The 15,942-nt window shown below is 74.3% G+C and carries 16 protein-coding genes; 12 read left to right on the top strand and 4 right to left on the bottom strand.

The genetic code is table 11. From position 1 onward, the window contains the following. Window positions 1-14 precede the first annotated feature (14 nt). The 6 genes from DMP15_RS25430 (at window position 15) to DMP15_RS25405 (ending at window position 6,317) form a co-directional block, all read left to right on the top strand. A complete protein-coding gene (locus DMP15_RS25430) occupies window positions 15-1,004 on the top strand; it encodes an ABC transporter permease (RefSeq protein ID WP_337826542.1) in 990 nt (329 codons plus the stop codon). Between the two features lies 1 nt (window position 1,005). After that, window positions 1,006-3,072, top strand: coding sequence for an ABC transporter ATP-binding protein (locus tag DMP15_RS25425; RefSeq protein WP_073577729.1), 2,067 nt, complete (start codon window positions 1,006-1,008; stop codon window positions 3,070-3,072). Between the two features lie 67 nt (window positions 3,073-3,139). Further along, the gene (tsaD, locus tag DMP15_RS25420; protein WP_100879687.1) at window positions 3,140-4,255 is read left to right on the top strand and encodes a tRNA (adenosine(37)-N6)-threonylcarbamoyltransferase complex transferase subunit TsaD; all 1,116 of its coding nucleotides are present in this window, start codon (window positions 3,140-3,142) and stop codon (window positions 4,253-4,255) included. A gap of 9 nt (window positions 4,256-4,264) precedes the next feature. After that, window positions 4,265-5,152: an N-acetyl-1-D-myo-inositol-2-amino-2-deoxy-alpha-D-glucopyranoside deacetylase gene (gene mshB / locus DMP15_RS25415; RefSeq protein ID WP_073577731.1), complete on the top strand. Its 888-nt coding sequence runs from the start codon at window positions 4,265-4,267 to the stop codon at window positions 5,150-5,152. After that, window positions 5,149-5,541 carry a hypothetical protein gene (locus tag DMP15_RS25410; protein WP_337826541.1) on the top strand — a complete coding sequence of 131 codons (393 nt, stop codon included), beginning with the start codon at window positions 5,149-5,151 and terminating at the stop codon, window positions 5,539-5,541. Before mshB ends, DMP15_RS25410 begins: the two co-directional genes overlap by 4 nt. Continuing rightward, window positions 5,538-6,317, top strand: a complete 780-nt coding sequence (locus DMP15_RS25405; RefSeq protein WP_337826540.1) for a hypothetical protein — start codon at window positions 5,538-5,540, stop codon at window positions 6,315-6,317. Before DMP15_RS25410 ends, DMP15_RS25405 begins: the two co-directional genes overlap by 4 nt. Window positions 6,318-6,333: 16 nt before the next feature. Here DMP15_RS25405 and DMP15_RS25400 read toward each other — a convergent pair whose 3' ends face one another. After that, a complete protein-coding gene (locus DMP15_RS25400; RefSeq protein WP_337826539.1) occupies window positions 6,334-7,320 on the bottom strand; it encodes a GNAT family N-acetyltransferase in 987 nt (328 codons plus the stop codon). A 128-nt stretch (window positions 7,321-7,448) separates the two neighbouring features. Between DMP15_RS25400 and fdxA the strand changes: the two genes are divergently transcribed. The 3 genes from fdxA (at window position 7,449) to DMP15_RS25385 (ending at window position 10,241) form a co-directional block, all read left to right on the top strand. After that, window positions 7,449-7,775, top strand: coding sequence for a ferredoxin (gene fdxA, locus DMP15_RS25395; RefSeq protein ID WP_020626080.1), 327 nt, complete (start codon window positions 7,449-7,451; stop codon window positions 7,773-7,775). Beyond that, complete coding sequence (gene dapC / locus DMP15_RS25390) at window positions 7,772-8,875, top strand: succinyldiaminopimelate transaminase (RefSeq protein ID WP_337826538.1); 1,104 nt, start codon at window positions 7,772-7,774, stop codon at window positions 8,873-8,875. The genes fdxA and dapC overlap by 4 nt, the downstream gene beginning before the upstream one ends. A gap of 157 nt (window positions 8,876-9,032) precedes the next feature. After that, the gene (locus DMP15_RS25385; RefSeq protein WP_073577734.1) at window positions 9,033-10,241 is read left to right on the top strand and encodes an MFS transporter; all 1,209 of its coding nucleotides are present in this window, start codon (window positions 9,033-9,035) and stop codon (window positions 10,239-10,241) included. 12 nt (window positions 10,242-10,253) lie between these two features. Here the strand turns inward: DMP15_RS25385 and DMP15_RS25380 are convergent, their stop codons facing one another. The 3 genes from DMP15_RS25380 to DMP15_RS25370 all read right to left on the bottom strand — a co-directional run bounded on the left by DMP15_RS25380 (window position 10,254) and on the right by DMP15_RS25370 (window position 12,937). Continuing rightward, complete coding sequence (locus DMP15_RS25380; RefSeq protein WP_073577735.1) at window positions 10,254-11,222, bottom strand: CHAD domain-containing protein; 969 nt, start codon at window positions 11,220-11,222, stop codon at window positions 10,254-10,256. A gap of 63 nt (window positions 11,223-11,285) precedes the next feature. Continuing rightward, window positions 11,286-12,221 carry a 2,3,4,5-tetrahydropyridine-2,6-dicarboxylate N-succinyltransferase gene (gene dapD, locus DMP15_RS25375; protein WP_139282980.1) on the bottom strand — a complete coding sequence of 312 codons (936 nt, stop codon included), beginning with the start codon at window positions 12,219-12,221 and terminating at the stop codon, window positions 11,286-11,288. 11 nt (window positions 12,222-12,232) lie between these two features. After that, window positions 12,233-12,937, bottom strand: a complete 705-nt coding sequence (locus tag DMP15_RS25370) for a helix-turn-helix domain-containing protein (protein WP_073577737.1) — start codon at window positions 12,935-12,937, stop codon at window positions 12,233-12,235. A 475-nt stretch (window positions 12,938-13,412) separates the two neighbouring features. Here DMP15_RS25370 and dapE point away from each other — a divergent pair, with 475 nt between their 5' ends. From dapE to DMP15_RS25355, 3 genes are all read left to right on the top strand, one after another. Then, a complete protein-coding gene (gene dapE / locus DMP15_RS25365) occupies window positions 13,413-14,486 on the top strand; it encodes a succinyl-diaminopimelate desuccinylase (RefSeq protein WP_237453954.1) in 1,074 nt (357 codons plus the stop codon). 75 nt (window positions 14,487-14,561) lie between these two features. Continuing rightward, on the top strand, window positions 14,562-15,344 hold the full coding sequence (locus DMP15_RS25360; protein ID WP_100880847.1) for a TIGR00730 family Rossman fold protein: 783 nt from the start codon (window positions 14,562-14,564) through the stop codon (window positions 15,342-15,344). Beyond that, window positions 15,344-15,940, top strand: a complete 597-nt coding sequence (locus tag DMP15_RS25355; RefSeq protein WP_073577739.1) for a TIGR00730 family Rossman fold protein — start codon at window positions 15,344-15,346, stop codon at window positions 15,938-15,940. The genes DMP15_RS25360 and DMP15_RS25355 overlap by 1 nt, the downstream gene beginning before the upstream one ends. Window positions 15,941-15,942 lie beyond the last annotated feature (2 nt).

Here is a 15,942-nt window from a genome sequence, read left to right as displayed (position 1 = left end):
CGAGGCGAACCCTCATGAACCCTCCACCTCCCACCTCCGGCGCGGCCACCACCTCGTCCTCGCCCGGGGGCGCCCCGAACACCGGCGACGCCGGCCCGGCCGCTGCGCTACCGACCGTCCCGTCCGCGGGGCCCGTCGGCCGGCCCCAGGGCCCCGGCCAGTTCGCCGAGATCTGGCGGCGTTTCCGCCGTAACCGGCTGGCCATGGTCGGCCTTGTCATCGTGGCCTTCCTGGTCGTCGTCGCGATCATCTCGCCGTTCTCGACGCCGTACGACCCGTTCGAGCAGAACCTGCTCAACACCTTGCAGTCGCCATCGGGGTCGCACTTCTTCGGCACCGACGTGCTCGGACGCGACCTCTACTCCGGTGTCATCTACGGCACGCGGCTGGCGATGATCGTCGGTATCTCCACCGTCCTGTTCTCCCTGCTGCTGGGGCTCTCGCTCGGCGCGCTGGCCGGTTTCAAGGGTGGCGCCTGGGACTCGGTCATCGGCCGGGTCATCGACATTTTCCTGGCCTTCCCGGCGCTGGTCGGTGCGATCGTGATCGTGCGGGCGACCGGCAACGGCATCGTCCCGGTGATCATCGCGCTGGTCGCTCTCGGCTGGATGACCACCGCGCGCCTGATGCGCGGCCAGGTTCTCGCGCTGCGCGAGGCCGAGTATGTGGAGGCCGCCCGCTCCATCGGGGCCGGGACCGGCCGCATCCTGCGCCGTCACATCCTGCCCAACGCGGTGGCCCCGGTGCTCGTCTACTCGCTCACCAGCATCGGTGTGGTGGTCGTCGCGATGGCGTCGCTGTCCTACCTCGGGGTGGGGGTGCCACCGGACGTGCCCGAGTGGGGCCGGCTGATCAGCTCGGCCGCGCGCTACCTGTCCGCGGACGGCGTCACGCACCTGTGGCTGTTCCCGTCCCTGGCGATCATGTTGACGACGCTCGGGTTCGCGTTCGTGGGCGACGGTCTCCGCGACGCGCTCGACCCGAAGCTGCGCGGGGGGAACTGAGATGACCGAGCACATGCTCGAGGTCCGCGACCTGCGGGTGCACTTCGCCACCGACGCCGGTGTGGTCAAGGCCGTCGACGGCGTCAGCTGGCACGTCGACCGGGGCGAGACCCTGGCGATCGTCGGCGAGTCCGGCTCCGGCAAGTCGGTGTCGGCGATGAGCCTGATGGGCCTCGTCCCGACCCCGCCGGCGACGTTCCCCAGCGGCGAGGTGCTGCTGGAGGGCCGCTCGCTGCTGACGATGTCGGAGTCCGAGCAGCGCAAGCTGCGCGGCAAGGACATCGCGATGATCTTCCAGGACCCGCTGACCGCGCTGAACCCGGTCTACAGGGTGGGCGACCAGATCGCCGAGATGATCCGGGCGCACGACCGGCAGGCCGGCAAGGTCACCGCCCGCCGCCGCGCCGTCGACCTGCTCGGCGAGGTCGGCATCCCGAACCCGGCCGCGCGGGCGTCGCAGTACCCGCACGAGTTCTCCGGCGGGATGCGCCAGCGCGCGATGATCGCGATGGCGCTCGCGAACGACCCGAAGGTGCTGCTGGCCGACGAGCCGACCACCGCGCTCGACGTCACGGTGCAGGCCCAGATCATGAACCTGCTCGAGAAGCTCCAGGAGCAGCGCGAGACGGCGATCGTCCTGATCACCCACGACCTGGGCCTGGTCGCGGCGCACGCCGACCGGATCATGGTCATGTACGCGGGCAGGGTCGTCGAGACCGGGACCAACGACGAGATCTTCGCCGAGCCGCGGCACGCCTACACCTACGGGCTGCTGTCGTCGCTGGCGCGGATGGACCAGGCCCGGCCGGAGAAGCTGGAGCCGATCCCCGGGCAGCCGCCGAACCTCGCGCACGTCCCGTCGGGCTGCGCGTTCCACCCGCGCTGCCGGTTCGCCACGTCGTCCTGCGCGGAGAAGACCCCGGAGCTGGTCCAGCTCACCGACCGGCCCGGTCACCTGCACGCCTGCCTGCACTCCGACGAGGTCGGCGAGGCCGCCGCCACGCCGCGCGAGCCGGTCGTGCCGGTGTCCGAGGCACACGTCGCGGAGACGGCGACCGGCGAGCCGATGCTGCGCACCGCGGGGCTGACCAAGTCGTTCCCGATCCGCTCCGGTGTGCTGTTCCAGCGCACCGTCGGTGTGGTGCAGGCCGTCGACGGCATCGACCTGGAGATCCCCGAGGGGCAGACGCTGTCGCTGGTCGGCGAGTCCGGCTGCGGCAAGTCGACCGCGGCCCGGGCGATCCTGAGGCTGCACGAGCCCACCGCCGGCAGCGTGCACATCAACGGCCGCGACGTGACCGCGCTCGGGCAGTCCGAGCTGCGCTCGGCCCGGGAGGACATGCAGATCGTCTTCCAGGACCCGTACGCGTCGCTGAACCCACGCATGACGGTCCGATCGATCCTGTCGGAGAAGTACGAGCTGCTCGGCGGCGAGCTCACCGACTCCACGATCCCGGAGCTGCTCGAGACCGTGGGGCTCTCGGCCGAGTACGCCGAGCGCTACCCGCACGAGTTCTCCGGCGGGCAGCGCCAGCGCGTCGGCATCGCACGGGCGATCGCGCTCAACCCGAAGTTCGTGGTGCTCGACGAGCCCGTCTCGGCCCTGGACGTGTCCATCCAGGCCCAGGTGCTCAACCTGCTCGAGCAGCTGCAGCGCGACTTCGGGCTGACCTACCTGTTCATCGCCCACGACCTGTCGGTGGTGCGCCACATCTCCGACCGCGTCGCGGTGATGTACCTGGGCAACGTCGTCGAGGTCGCCGACCGCGACGACCTGTTCGACCGGCCGCAGCACCCCTACACCCAGGCGCTGATCTCGGCGGTGCCCGTCCCGGACCCGGCGGTCGAGCGGGTGCGGGAGCGGATCGTGCTGACCGGGGACGTGCCCAACCCGGCCGACCCGCCGTCGGGCTGCCGGTTCCGCACCCGGTGCTGGAAGCACCTGGAGCTGTCCGACGCCGACAAGGCGCGCTGCATCGACGAGAAGCCGGTCCTGGAGATCGCGTCCGGCCCGGGGCACCGGGTGGCCTGTCACTTCGCCGAGGAGCGCGCGCTCCTGCGGACCTGACCGAGCACGACCCGTCCGAGCAGGACCCCACGGCCACGACACGCCACCCGGTGCGAAACTGGGTGGCGTGTCGCTGGTTCTGGGGATCGAGACGTCGTGCGACGAGACCGGTGCCGGTCTCGTCCGGGACGGGGTGCTGCTCGGCGAGGGGCTGGCGTCGTCGGCGGACGAGCACGCCCGTTTCGGTGGTGTGGTCCCGGAGGTCGCGGCCCGCGCCCACGTGAGCGCGGTGACGCCGATGGTGCGCGCGGCGGTCGAGGCGGCCGGGGTGTCGCTGTCCGACATCGACGCCGTCGCCGTCACCGCGGGGCCGGGGCTCTCGCCCGCGCTGCACGTCGGCGTCGCGGCGGCCAAGGCGTACGCGGCGGCGCTGGAGGTGCCGCTCTACGGGGTGCACCACCTGGCCGGGCACGCCGCCGTCGACGTCCTGGAGCACGGCCCGCTGCCCGACCGCTGCGTCTGCCTGATCGTCTCCGGCGGGCACACCTCGCTGCTGGCGCTGGGCGACCTGGCCCGCGACCCCGTCGAGCACCTCGGCGACACCGTCGACGACGCGGCGGGGGAGGCCTTCGACAAGGTCGCCCGGCTGCTGGGCCTGCCGTACCCGGGCGGCCCGTCGGTCTCGAGGGCCGCACTCGACGGCGACCCGGCCGCGATCGCGTTCCCGCGCCCGATGACCGGTCCACGCGACGCCGCGTTCGGCTTCTCCTTCTCCGGGCTCAAGACCGCCGTGGCCCGGCACGTCGAGGCCGCCCAGGACGCGGGCCGCGCCGTCCCGGTCCCGGACGTCGCCGCGTCGTTCCAGATGGCCGTCGTCGACGTCCTGGTCCGCAAGGCCCTGCGGGCGTGTGCCGAGCGCGGCGCGGACACCCTGCTCATGGTCGGCGGGGTCGCGGCGAACCGGGTACTGCGCACCGAGATGGAGCGCGCCTGCGCGGGCGCCGGGATCACCCTGCGGGTGCCCGTGCCCCGGCTGTGCACCGACAACGGCGCGATGATCGCAGCCCTGGGCGACCTCCTGGTCCGCGACGGCGTCGAACCCGCGGGGCTGGGCGGGACCGCTGTCCCGACCGTGCCGCTGACCGGCGCGACGATCACGTTCCCCCCGGCGACGGGGGAGGCGGCGGAGTTCCCGCTGCCCGTCGTCCCCCACGCCGCGGCGGGGTCGATCATCGCCCCGTAGGCTCCCGGCGTGCCTGCTCGTCGCCTCCTGCTCGTCCACGCCCACCCGGACGACGAGACCCTGACCACCGGCGGAACCATCGCCCGCTACACCGCCGACCCCGACTGCGAGGTCACCGTGGTGACCTGCACCCTCGGGGAGGAGGGCGAGGTGATCGGTCCGGAGCTGGCCGAGCTCGCCCCGGACCGCGGTGACCAGCTCGGCGGCTACCGCATCCGCGAGCTCGACGCCGCGCTGGCCGCCCTCGGCGGGCCCCGGCACCGCTGGCTCGGCGGCCCCGGGCGCTGGCGCGACTCCGGCATGGTGCTGGCCGGGCACGGCACCCGCGCCGCGCTCCCGCCGGAGCTGCACCCGCGGGCGTTCGCCGCCCCGGAGCCGTTCGGCACCCAGCTCGCCCAGCTGCTGGAGATCATCGACGAGGTCCGCCCGCAGGTGCTGGTCTCCTACGCCTCCGACGGCAGCTACGGCCATCCCGACCACGTCCGGGCGCACGAGCTGGTCGTCGCCGCGGCGGGGGCGCGCCCGGACGTCGTCGCCAAGCTGTACTTCGCGGTGCGGTCGAGCGCGCTGCTCGACGACGGGCTCACCGAGCTGCACTCCGCGCTCGGCGGGGACCCGGACCGCACCGGGCTGCGCTGGCCGGCGCCCGACGAGCACCCCGGCCACGACGCCGCCGCCGTCACCACCCGGGTCGACGTCGACGCCCATGACGACGAGCGGGTCGCGGCGATGCGGGCGCACGCCACCCAGATCGACGTCCGCAGCGGCGACGGCTGGGTCGCGTTCGCGATGAGCAACGGCATCGTCCAGCCGCTGCTGGGGGTCGAGGAGTACGTGCTCGCCGGCGCGCCGCCCGGCACGACGGAGACGGATCTGTTCGAGGGGGTCGACGGGTGAGCGACGTGACGAGGCTCCCGCTCGCGCTGGTGCTGCTGGTGATCTCGCTGCTGCTGGTGGCCTTCGAGCTGATGTTCCAGATGCTCTACATCGGCCCGGTCCCGGTGCCGCTGGGCACGGTGATCGTGGTCGTCTCGCTGCCGTGGCTGATCCACACCACGGCCACCGAGATCCTCCCGACCCCGGCGGGTGCGGCGGCCCCGCTGGTCGTCTGGTTCGCGGCGGTGCTCGTGCTCGGCTTCTTCGGCCCGGGCGGGGATCTCCTGCTCCCGGTGAACTGGGAGTCGCTGCTGCTGCTCGTCGCAGGCGCCGTGACCGGCGTCGTGTCGTTCCGCAGGGTGCTCGACCGGCTGGCGGACGGCTGCAACGACCGAAGGGTGACCCGATGACGATCTCCGACGACGACCTGGTGCAGGTCCTGCGCCCGTTCGTGCGGGCCACCCGGCCGGTGCTCGACGGGCTGCGCGAGTCCGACCCGTTCGGCCTGCGGGCCCGGGTGGCGCCCGGCTCGGACCGTCCGGAGGACGCGACCGACGAGGAACGCTCGCTCGCCGACAAGATCCTCGACGCGCTGGCGTCGGTGAAGGTCCCCGGCACCTCGGCCTGGGCGGCGATGGACGTCCCCGCCCGCACCGACTGGTGGGTCTACCGGGTCGGCCGGTTCACCACGCTGATCGCCGCGATCCCCGGCCTGGGCGGGGCACTGGCCCGCACCCTGCCGGTGTCCGACGCCGTCGGCGCGGCGGGCGAGGGGCTGCTGCTCGTCGCGATCGCGGGCGAGCACGGCGTCCGCTCGGAGGACCGGCTCGTCGAGCTGCTGGCGTCGGTGCTGTTCCAGCGCGAGCTCGACCTCGCCGCCCGGGAGCTCACCGCGGCCGAGGACGCCGATGCCGACGCCCGCGCCGAGGAGCTCACCGGTGATCTCGCCGGCGACGGCAAGCGGGCCACGCTCAAGCGCGTAGGCAGCGCCGTGTGGCGTCTCGGACGGGCCCTGTGGGGCGTCGAGGACGAGCTCGGCAAGCGCCCGCACGGCCGCTTCTACCACCAGTGGCTCGGGCTGCTGCCGGTCGTCGGCGTCGTCGGGAAGTACCTGGGGGAGTGGTCGGGGCTCAAGCGCGCCGCCAAGCAGGCCCGCGCCTGGCTGCTCCGCCGCGGGTTCGCCTGAGCCCCTGACCCTCCGGTCAGGCCGGATCCGGGGGGACCAGGTAGTGGTAGCGGTGGTGGTCGGTCCAGCCGGTGGCGCGGTAGAGGGCGAGCGCGGCGGTGTTGTCGTCGGCGACGTCGAGCATCCCGTGCCGCGCCCCGTGCGCCGCGCCCCAGGACAGCGCCTGTCCGGTGAGCCGGGCCGCGAGACCGCCGCGCCGCGCGGCCGGGACGACCCACAGCCGTGACACGTAGACGTGGGAGTCGACGACGGCGGCCCGCACCGACGCGAGCGGCGTCCCGGCGGCGTCGGCGAGCGTGCCGAACCCGACCTCGACGCGGTCCGTGTCCGTCGCTCCGCTCTGCTCACCGGGACGCAGCACCCCGGTCAGCACCGCCCACGCGGGCGCGCCGGGCCCGGGCTCCGGCTCGCCCTGCGCGGCCCACCAGTCCGGTCCGGGCGTCGCGGGCCACTGCGGCGCCGGGCCCTCGGACGCGGCGCGGGTGACGAGCACGGTGCAGGTCCCGGGGTCCTCGGCCCGCACCCAGCCCGCCTCGGCCACCCGGTTCGACCAGGGCGCGTCCACCGGGGCCTGCACCGTCGGGGCGATGTCGTGCCGCCCGGCGAACTCCCGCACGCGTTCCAGGGCTCGTTCGACCGGCATCCCCGGGTCGCCGAGCGCGAGCGCGGAGTTCGCCCGCCGCGTCCAGCCGCCGGCCGCGCGCAGCAGCCAGCCGCCCAGCTCTTCGGCGACCGGCGCCGGCCAGGCCGCCGCCCGTACGCGTTCCAGCCGGTCCACCGCCGCCCGGGACGCGCGCCGGGCCGGGGCGGGCGGCACCTCGCGGACGGCGACGACGGCGTCGCGGGCGATCCGCACCGGTCCCGACCGGGTGTGCACGACGACCGCGTCCGGCCCGTCGGGCGTCAGCTCGCCGACCGCGTCGGTCAGCCGGGGCCCCGGTGCGCCCTCGGGCGCGATGCGGTGGCGCAGCGCCACCCTCCGCCCGGCCAGCTCGTCCAGCATGAACCCGACCACCTCACTCCTGCCCCGCCCGGGGGCGCGGGTTAACCTGCGGGCGTCCCAGTTTGACCGGGCACCCTTCCACCACATGATCTCCGGGTGCCCGCTGCTCCGAGTGGAGGACCACCGAAGTGACCTACGTGATCGCCGAACCCTGCGTCGACCTGCTCGACAAGGCGTGTATCGAGGAATGCCCGGTGGACTGCATCTACGAGGGTGGACGGATGCTCTACATCCACCCCGACGAGTGCGTCGACTGCGGGGCCTGCGAGCCGGTCTGCCCCGTCGAGGCCATCTACTACGAGGATGACGTCCCCGACCAGTGGGCCGCCTACACCAAGGCCAATGTGGACTTCTTCGACGAGCTGGGCTCGCCCGGCGGCGCCTCGAAGCTCGGCAAGGTCGACCGTGACGTGGAGCCGGCGAAGAGCCTGCCCCCGCAGGAACACGACGAGTGAGCAGGCTCGACCTCCCCGATTTCCCCTGGGACTCGCTGACCGGTGCGCGTGAGCGCGCGGCGGCGCACCCGGACGGCATCGTCGACCTGTCGGTCGGCACCCCGGTGGACCCGGTTCCCGGGGTGCTGCGCGACGCGGTGGCCGGGCCGGCCGCCTCCGAGCCCGGTTACCCGACGACGCACGGCCCGGCGTCGCTGCGCGAGGCGGTCGTCGCCTCCCTGCAGCGGCGCTTCGGGGTGTCCGGGGTCGACCCGGCCGCGGTGGTGCCCACGATCGGCTCCAAGGAGCTGGTCGCGTGGCTGCCGACGCTGCTGGGCCTCGGCGCGGGCGACACCGTCGTCATCCCGGAGCTCGCGTACCCGACCTACGAGGTCGGGGCGCGGCTGGCGGGGGCCGGGCACGTCCGTTCCGACGGCCTCACCGCCGCGGGTCCGGCCCGGGTCCGGCTGGTGTGGCTCAACTCGCCGTCGAACCCCACCGGCCGGGTCCTGCCGGTCGAGCACCTGCGCAAGGTCGTGACCTGGGCACGGGAGCGGGGCGCGGTCGTCGCCTCCGACGAGTGCTACCTCGGACTGCCCGGCGACTCCGACCCCGCCCCGCGGTCGGTGCTGCACCCCGACGTCTGCGACGGCGACACCACCGGGCTGCTGGCCGTCCACTCGCTGTCGAAGGTGTCGAACCTCGCCGGGTACCGCGCCGGGTTCGTCGCGGGGGACCCGACGCTGGTGTCGGGGCTGCTGGAGGTCCGCAAGCACGCGGGCATGATCGTGCCGCGTCCGGTGCAGGCCGCGCTGGAGGCGGCCGTCTCCGACGACGCGCACGTCGCTGAGCAGGCCGCCCGCTACGACGCCCGTCGTACCCGCCTGCGGGCCGGGCTGGAGAAGGCCGGGCTGACGGTCGAGCACTCGCAGGCCGGTCTCTACCTGTGGGCGAGCGCGGACGAGCCGTGCCGCGAGACCGTGGACCGGCTCGCCGGCCTGGGGATCCTCGTCGCACCCGGTGAGTTCTACGGACCCGCCGGTGCCCAGCACGTCCGGGTCGGGCTGACCGCGCCGGACGAGCGGATCGACGCCGCGGTCGAGCGGCTCGGCGCGGCCTGACCGTCGCCGTCGTTGCGATAGGCAAGGATCCCGGGAGAGGATCGCCCCGGTAGCGACGAGGCCGGTGCAGCGAGCCGGCAGGCGAAGGAGCCGTCGAATGCAGGCACCGCGTCCCGGTGGTCGGAACCTACCCGGGGGCGCCGGGCCTGGCGCCCCCGTGGCCCGGTCCCGGCCGGTCATCCGGCCCGCCCTGGTCCTGCTCGGGGTGCTGGCGCTCGCGGTCAACCTGCGGGCCGGGCTCGCCGGGTACCCGCCGCTGCTGGAGACCGCGCGGGCCGACCTCGGGATCGGGGCGGGCGCGGCCGGTCTGGTGCAGGCCGGCGCGGTGTTGATGATGTCGGTGGGCTCGTTCGGCGCCGCCGCCGTCGCCGTCCGGGTCGGCCGTGAGCGGCTGCTCGGCGTCGCCGTGGCGACGATCGCGGTGGGCAGTCTGCTGCGGTCGGTGATGGCGCTGTCCGCGCTGGTCGGTGGCTCGGTGCTGGTCGGGCTCGGCATCGGGGTGTCCGGGGTGCTGCTCACCGGGGTTGTCAAGGAGCATCTGGCCGAGCGTGCGGGTGCGGTGACCGGTGCCTACGTCGTCTCGATGATGATCGGTGCGACGGTCGCGTCCGCGGTCGCGGTGCCGCTGGCCGTCGCGCTCGGCGGCTGGTCGTGGTCGCTCGCGGTGTGGGCGGTGCCCGCGGTGCTCGCCGTCGCGGTGTGGATCCCGGTCGCGAGCCGGATCGGTCACGCCCGGCGGGAGCCCGTGGGCGCCCCGGAGGCGACCGGCGACGGCCCCTCGCTCGCCGAGGAGGTCCGGGTCCGGCACGACCCGTTCGCCCGCCGTGTCGCCTGCTACCTGGCCGGGACGTCGACGATCTTCTACGGCTGGCTGACCTGGCTGTCGCCGTTCTACGAGTCGCAGGGCTGGTCGCCCCAGGGGGCCGGGCTCCTCCTCGCCGTGTGGAGCATTGCTCAGATCCCGTCCGCGCTGCTGTTCCCGGCCGCGGCCGAGCGACGACGCCGGTGGCGGTTCTGGGCGGCGCTGTCCGTACTCAGCTCGGCCGCCGGGACGCTGGGGGTGCTGCTCGCCCCCGCGCAAGGGACGCCACTGCCGTGGCTGTGGGCGATCCTGATCGGGATCGGGGTCGGCGCCGGGTTCCCGCTGGGACTGACCGTGATCGCCTGGCGGACGCCGACCCCTGCCCGCAGCGCCGCCGTCAGCGGCTTCGGCCTCGGTATCGGCTACCTCTCCGCCGGGGTGGGACCGCTGGTGATGGGCCTGGTCATCGACTCCGCCGGGTTCCCGGCCGCGATCGCGTTGCTTCTGATCGGCGCCGCGCTGCAGGGCGGCGCGGTGGTCAGGATCGGGGACCGTCCGCGCTGAGCGGGCGCCGTCTCAGAGCGCCTCGGCCTGCTCGGCCAGACGTTCCCACGCGGCCCACCACTGCTCGCGCAGCGCCTCGGCACGGGCCCGCTCCCGCTCGACCAATCGGCCGCCGACGAAGACCTCGTGGGCGTCGGGGCCGGGGCCCAGCTCGTCGAGCAGGGCGCGGATGCGGTGCTCGGCGACGCAGGCGTCCTGGTGGTCCCCCAGGACCTCCTGCAGTCCGGCGGCGGCCTTCAACATCCGGCGGACCTGACGGGCGTCGTCGGTGCGGGACCCGTCCGCGTCGCGCATCGCCGGTTCGACGAGTTCACCGGTGTAGCGCAGCCGCTTGGTGCGGATCCGCAGGTCGTGCAGGGTCATGTCCGGCGGGTTCGGCCCGGCCCGGCGCACCGCCTTGACGAGCTTGCGGGTCTCGGCCCGGACCAGCTCGATCAGTTCGGGGCGGGCGACCTCGTCCGGCGGCTCCGGCAGCGGAGCGGAGACGGCCTCGACCAGCGAGCGACGCAGTGCCGCGTGCCGGTCGGAGTCGAGCTCGTCGAGCATCTCGGCCCGCGCACCGACCCGCTCGGCCTCCAGCACCGCGATCAGTCGCTCACCGGCGGCCAGTTCGGCCGACGGCAGCGTGGCCACCTCACCGCGGAGGCGGGCGATCATCACGTCGAGGTCGCGCACCGGGCCGAGCGCCCGGCCGAGCCGGCCGAGCTCGGCGCGCAGCAGGTCCGCCCAGGTGTGCTCGAGCAGGGGGCGGGCAGCCTTGAGCGCCGCCCGCATCCGCCGCACGGAGACCCGCATCTGGTGCAGGTCCTCGATCTCGGATCCGTCGCGCACACCGGGCTCGTGCCGCAGCATCGCGCGCAGCCGCTTGTCCAGCAGCGCGCGGACGTGCGCCACCGGCGGGTCCTGCGGTCCCGCGGTCAGCGGCTCACCGAGGTCCGCAGCGCCGTAGAGGTTCCCCGGAGGCTGTGCAGCCCCGTCCATACCCACCATGTCCCTGCCGTCCTGCTTCTGTGGGTCGTTCCGCCGCGAACCGCTGCCGGGCCGTCAGTTGGCGTGCAGCGCTGCGTTGAGGGCGATGCCGTCGCCGGTACGGGCCAGCGCCTCGACCGCGCCGGACACCGAGTTGCGGCGCAGCAGCAGCCCGTTCTGACCGGACAGCTCGCGCGCCGCGGTGGTGCTGCCGTCGGGCAGCGTGACCTTGGTGCCCGCCGTGAGGTAGAGACCGGCCTCGACCACGCAGTCGTCGCCGAGGGAGATGCCCAGGCCCGCGTTCGCGCCGAGCAGACAGCGGCGGCCGATCGAGATGACCTCCTTGCCGCCACCGGACAGCGTCCCCATGATCGAGGCACCGCCGCCGACGTCCGAGCCGTCCCCGACGACGACACCGGCGGAGATCCGGCCCTCGACCATCGACGCGCCGAGAGTGCCGGCGTTGAAGTTGACGAAGCCCTCGTGCATGACGGTCGTGCCCTCGGCGAGGTGCGCGCCGAGCCGGACGCGGTCGGCGTCACCGATGCGGACGCCGGCAGGGATCACGTAGTCGACCATCCGCGGGAACTTGTCGACATGGGTGACGGTCACCGGGCCGCGGCCGCGCAGCGTCGCCCGGGTGAGCTCGAACCCGGGCACCGGGCACGGGCCGTGGTTGGTCCAGACGACGTTGGTGAGCAGCCCGAACTGGCCCTCGAGGTTCACCTGGTGCGGCTGGACGAGGCGGTGGCTGAGCAGGTGCAGCCGCAGGTAGACGTCGGCGGCATCGGCGGGCGCGTCGGCCAGCGAGGCGATCTCGGTGCGCACGACCTCGGTGCGGACTCCACGCAGCTCGTCGGTCCCGACGAGGTGCGCCAGGTCGACGGCGTCGTCGGACGAGCCCCCGGCCAGCACCGGCGCCGGGTACCAGACGTCGAGGACGGTGCCGTCGGTCGTGACCGTGGCCAGGCCGGTTCCGGAAGCGCCTTCGCGGCGGTACTCGGTGCTCACGGGCCCCGAACCTACCGTCCCGCCGTCGCCCACGGCACGCCGCGGTGGGTGCGCCGGGACACGTCCTCATGATCGGCTGCCCGTGCCGAGAGCAGCAGGGCCGCGGCCTGCAGATAGCGGAGCACCGCGGTCGGCGCGAACGGCGGCGGTGGCGGGTCGGGCAGCCGCCCGCACGCCCGGCAACGGGCCTGCATCATCATCCAGTGCTCGATGGTCGGCGGTGGCGGCACGGTGCGGAACTGCGCGACCCGCACCTCCCACACGCTGCGCCGCCGCATCGCATCGCGCAGCGGCCGGTCCCGGTGGAACGTCTCCGGCGGTCGGGCGCAGCCGTACCGGTCGCCCCACCACTCACCGGGCAGCGGGTCGAGGATCACGTCCAGATGCGACGGGAACCTGCGCCCCGCCCCGTCCCGCAGGTCACCCGGCGGGTCCTCCATCGGTGGCACCCGCCGGTTCTCCGCGTCGACGACGACCAGCCGCAGCCCCGCGACCGACAGGATCGCGGCCAGCGTGTCCAGCGCCGGCGCGAGCGACCGGCTCTCGATCCGGGCGATCGTCGACGGCGCCAGCCCCGTCCGCTCCGCGAGCTCCCGCTGCGACAGGTCCGCGCTGCGCCGCACCCGCCGGACCAGGCCGGACAGATCCGGGACGACGATGTCGACCGGCGCCGTCGGCGGCTCCGCGGGCAGCCGGTCGCCCTCGATGATGTCCATGCACCGACCCTGCGTCCGCGAGCCGGGAATGCGCCGGCGACCTGCGAACCTGTGGACAACTCGCGCACTTGTGGACAGCCGGGCCGTCGCCGGTGCCGGCGATGATCGACGCGGCGGGCCGCGGCCCGATCGGTCGTCCGGAGGTGGCCGTCCGTGCGTCGCTTTGCTCTGCTCACCGATACGCAGCGGGCAGGCTGGGGACGGCCCCCAGGAGGCGGACGGAGACCGTTCACGCCCCCGACCCTGCCCCGATCCGGGTCCGACGGGAGGGGCGCGAGAGGCGCCCGTGGGCCCGTGCTGCGTATCGGTGAGCAGAGCAAAGCCACGACCAAGGAGCCCACCCCCCGGCGACGCGGCACGGGGCCGGGGCGTCGATCCGGCGCCGCGGCGGTCGGTCCGGAGTGCCCGGGCACGGCCGGGTCGCGGGGGAGGGGCGCCCGGGCGGGTCGGTAGCGTCGGGCCGGTGACGACGACGCTGCCCGCGCTGGACCTCACGTCCGACCCGGTGACCCTGACGGCCGCAATGGTCGACATCGCCAGTGTGTCCGGTGACGAGCGGCGACTCGCCGACGCGCTCGAGGCCGCGCTGCGGACCCAGGCACCGCACCTGGAGGTGCTGCGGTCCGGTGACGCGGTGCTCGCGCGCACCGATCTGGGGCGTCCGCACCGCGTGCTGCTGGCCGGGCACATCGACACCGTGCCGATCGCGGACAACGTGCCGTCGCGCCGCGCCGACGGGATCGTGCACGGCTGCGGCACCTCGGACATGAAGTCCGGCGATGCCGTCTTCGCGCACCTCGCGACCACGCTGGCCGAGCCGAGGCACGACCTCACCCTGGTCTTCTACGACTGCGAAGAGATCGAGGCGGAACGCAACGGGCTCGGCCGCATCGAGCGCGAGCACCGGGACTGGCTCGACGCCGACCTCGCGATCCTCGGCGAGCCCACCGACGGCACCCTCGAGGCCGGCTGCCAGGGCACCCTCCGCGTCGAGCTGCGGGCCTCGGGACGACGCTCGCACTCGGCGCGGTCCTGGCTGGGGGACAACGCGATCCACCGGGCCGGGGAGATCCTCTCGCGGCTGGCGGCGTACCGGCCTCGGTGGGTGGACATCGACGGCTGCGAGTACCGCGAGGGTCTGCAGGCCGTGCGGATCGGCGGCGGGGTCGCGGGCAACGTCGTCCCCGACGAGTGCGTCGTCACCGTGAACTTCCGGTTCGCCCCGGACCGGTCCGCCGAGCAGGCCGTCGAGCACGTCCGAGAGGTGTTCGACGGGTTCCCCCTCGTCGTCACCGACCTCTCGCCGGGAGCGCTGCCGGGCCTGTCCGCGCCGGCTGCCGCGGAGTTCGTCGCCGCGACCGGGGCGGTACCGCGGGCGAAGTACGGCTGGACCGACGTCTCCCGTTTCGCCGCGCTGGGCATCCCGGCGGTCAACTACGGGCCCGGCGACCCGAACCTCGCCCACACCCGCGAGGAGCACGTCGCCGAGGACGCGATCACCGCCTGCACCGCGGTGCTGCGCCGCTACCTCGCGGGCCACCCCGCCTGACCGGAGCCGGCCGGGCCCGCGGCGACGACCCCACCGGCGGGGCCGGGTCGTCGCCGCCCGAATACCGTGATCGTCATGGCCGACGAGAACGCCGATCCCCGGACGCTGCACGAGAAGCAGCCCGAGAAGCAGCGTGGCCCGGTGGTGCTGCGCGGCGAACGCAGCATCGAGCCGACCACCACCGACCAGCGGCTGCTCGACTCCCGGGGCCCGGCCGACTGGGTGCACACCGACCCGTGGCGGGTGCTGCGGATCCAGGCCGAATTCGTCGAGGGGTTCGGGATGCTCGCCGAACTCCCGCGCGCGGCGACCGTGTTCGGCTCGGCCCGCACGCAGGCCGGCTCCCCGGAGTACGAGCTGGGCCGCGAGCTCGGGGCGCGGCTCGCCGGAGCCGGGTTCGCCGTCATCACCGGGGGCGGCCCGGGCGCGATGGAGGCCGCGAACCGCGGTGCCTCCGAGGCGGGCGGGCTCTCGGTCGGGCTCGGCATCGAGCTGCCGTTCGAGCAGGGCCTGAACCCGTGGGTCGACCTCGGGATCAACTTCCGCTACTTCTTCGCCCGCAAGACGATGTTCGTGAAGTACTCGCAGGCGTTCGTCTGCCTGCCCGGCGGGTTCGGCACGCTCGACGAGCTGTTCGAGGCGCTCGTCCTCGTGCAGACCAAGAAGGTCACGAAGTTCCCGGTCGTCCTGCTCGGCAGCGACTACTGGGGCGGCCTCTACGACTGGATCGCCAAGACCGTCCTCGCCGACGGCAAGATCGGTGAGAAGGACCTCGACCTGCTGCACGTCACCGACGACATCGACGACGCCGTCGACGTGGTCAACGAGGCCTACCACGCCTGGGAGGAGACGCACTGATGGCCGGTCCGGAGCCCGGGTTCGCCGTCTGCGTCTACTGCGCCAGCTCCGACGGCGTCGCCCCGCACTACCTCGACCTCGCCCGGGAGGTCGGCCGTGCCGTCGCCGCCCGCGGCTGGACGCTCGTGTCCGGCGGGGGCCGCAAATCGATGATGGGTGCGGTCGCGGCCGGCGCCCGGGAGGCAGGCGGCCGCACCGTCGGGGTCATCCCGCGGTCCATGGTCGAGCGCGAGTGGGCCGACCACGACAGCGACGAGCTGCTCGTCGTCGAGAGCATGCGCGAGCGCAAGCAGCAGATGGAGGATCGTGCCGACGCGTTCCTCGCGCTGCCCGGCGGCATCGGGACCTGTGAAGAGCTCTTCGAGGTCTGGACGGCCGGGTCGCTCGGCCTCCACGGCAAGCCGGTCGTGCTGCTCGACCCCGACGGCCACTGGGACGGCCTCGTCGACTGGGTCGCCGGCCTCGCCGACCGCGGGTTCGCCTCACGGGCCCCGATCGAGCGGCTGCGGCAGGTCCGCGGCGGCGACTCCGCTCCGGCCGACCCCGCCGGGCTGGCCGGCGCGGCGCTCGACGAGTGCGCCCGTCCGCTCACCTGAGC

The organism is Pseudonocardia sp. UM4_GMWB1 (assembly GCF_017312155.1).
Classification (GTDB): domain Bacteria; phylum Actinomycetota; class Actinomycetes; order Mycobacteriales; family Pseudonocardiaceae; genus Pseudonocardia; species Pseudonocardia alni.
The sequence above is the reverse complement of the archived record's forward strand: the minus strand, read 5'-3'. Positions and strand labels throughout refer to the sequence as shown.

Bases quoted from the DNA above. Each gene is read 5' to 3' on its own strand.
- DMP15_RS25405 (WP_337826540.1), top strand. From the start codon at position 5,538: ATGACGATCTCCGACGACGACCTGGTGCAGGTCCTGCGCCCGTTCGTG.
- DMP15_RS25425 (WP_073577729.1), top strand. From the start codon at position 1,006: ATGACCGAGCACATGCTCGAGGTCCGCGACCTGCGGGTGCACTTCGCC.
- DMP15_RS25430 (WP_337826542.1), top strand. From the start codon at position 15: ATGAACCCTCCACCTCCCACCTCCGGCGCGGCCACCACCTCGTCCTCG.
- DMP15_RS25370 (WP_073577737.1), bottom strand. From the start codon at position 12,937: ATGGACATCATCGAGGGCGACCGGCTGCCCGCGGAGCCGCCGACGGCG.
- DMP15_RS25360 (WP_100880847.1), top strand. From the start codon at position 14,562: ATGGCCGACGAGAACGCCGATCCCCGGACGCTGCACGAGAAGCAGCCC.
- DMP15_RS25380 (WP_073577735.1), bottom strand. From the start codon at position 11,222: ATGGACGGGGCTGCACAGCCTCCGGGGAACCTCTACGGCGCTGCGGAC.
- DMP15_RS25355 (WP_073577739.1), top strand. From the start codon at position 15,344: ATGGCCGGTCCGGAGCCCGGGTTCGCCGTCTGCGTCTACTGCGCCAGC.
- DMP15_RS25400 (WP_337826539.1), bottom strand. From the start codon at position 7,320: ATGCTGGACGAGCTGGCCGGGCGGAGGGTGGCGCTGCGCCACCGCATC.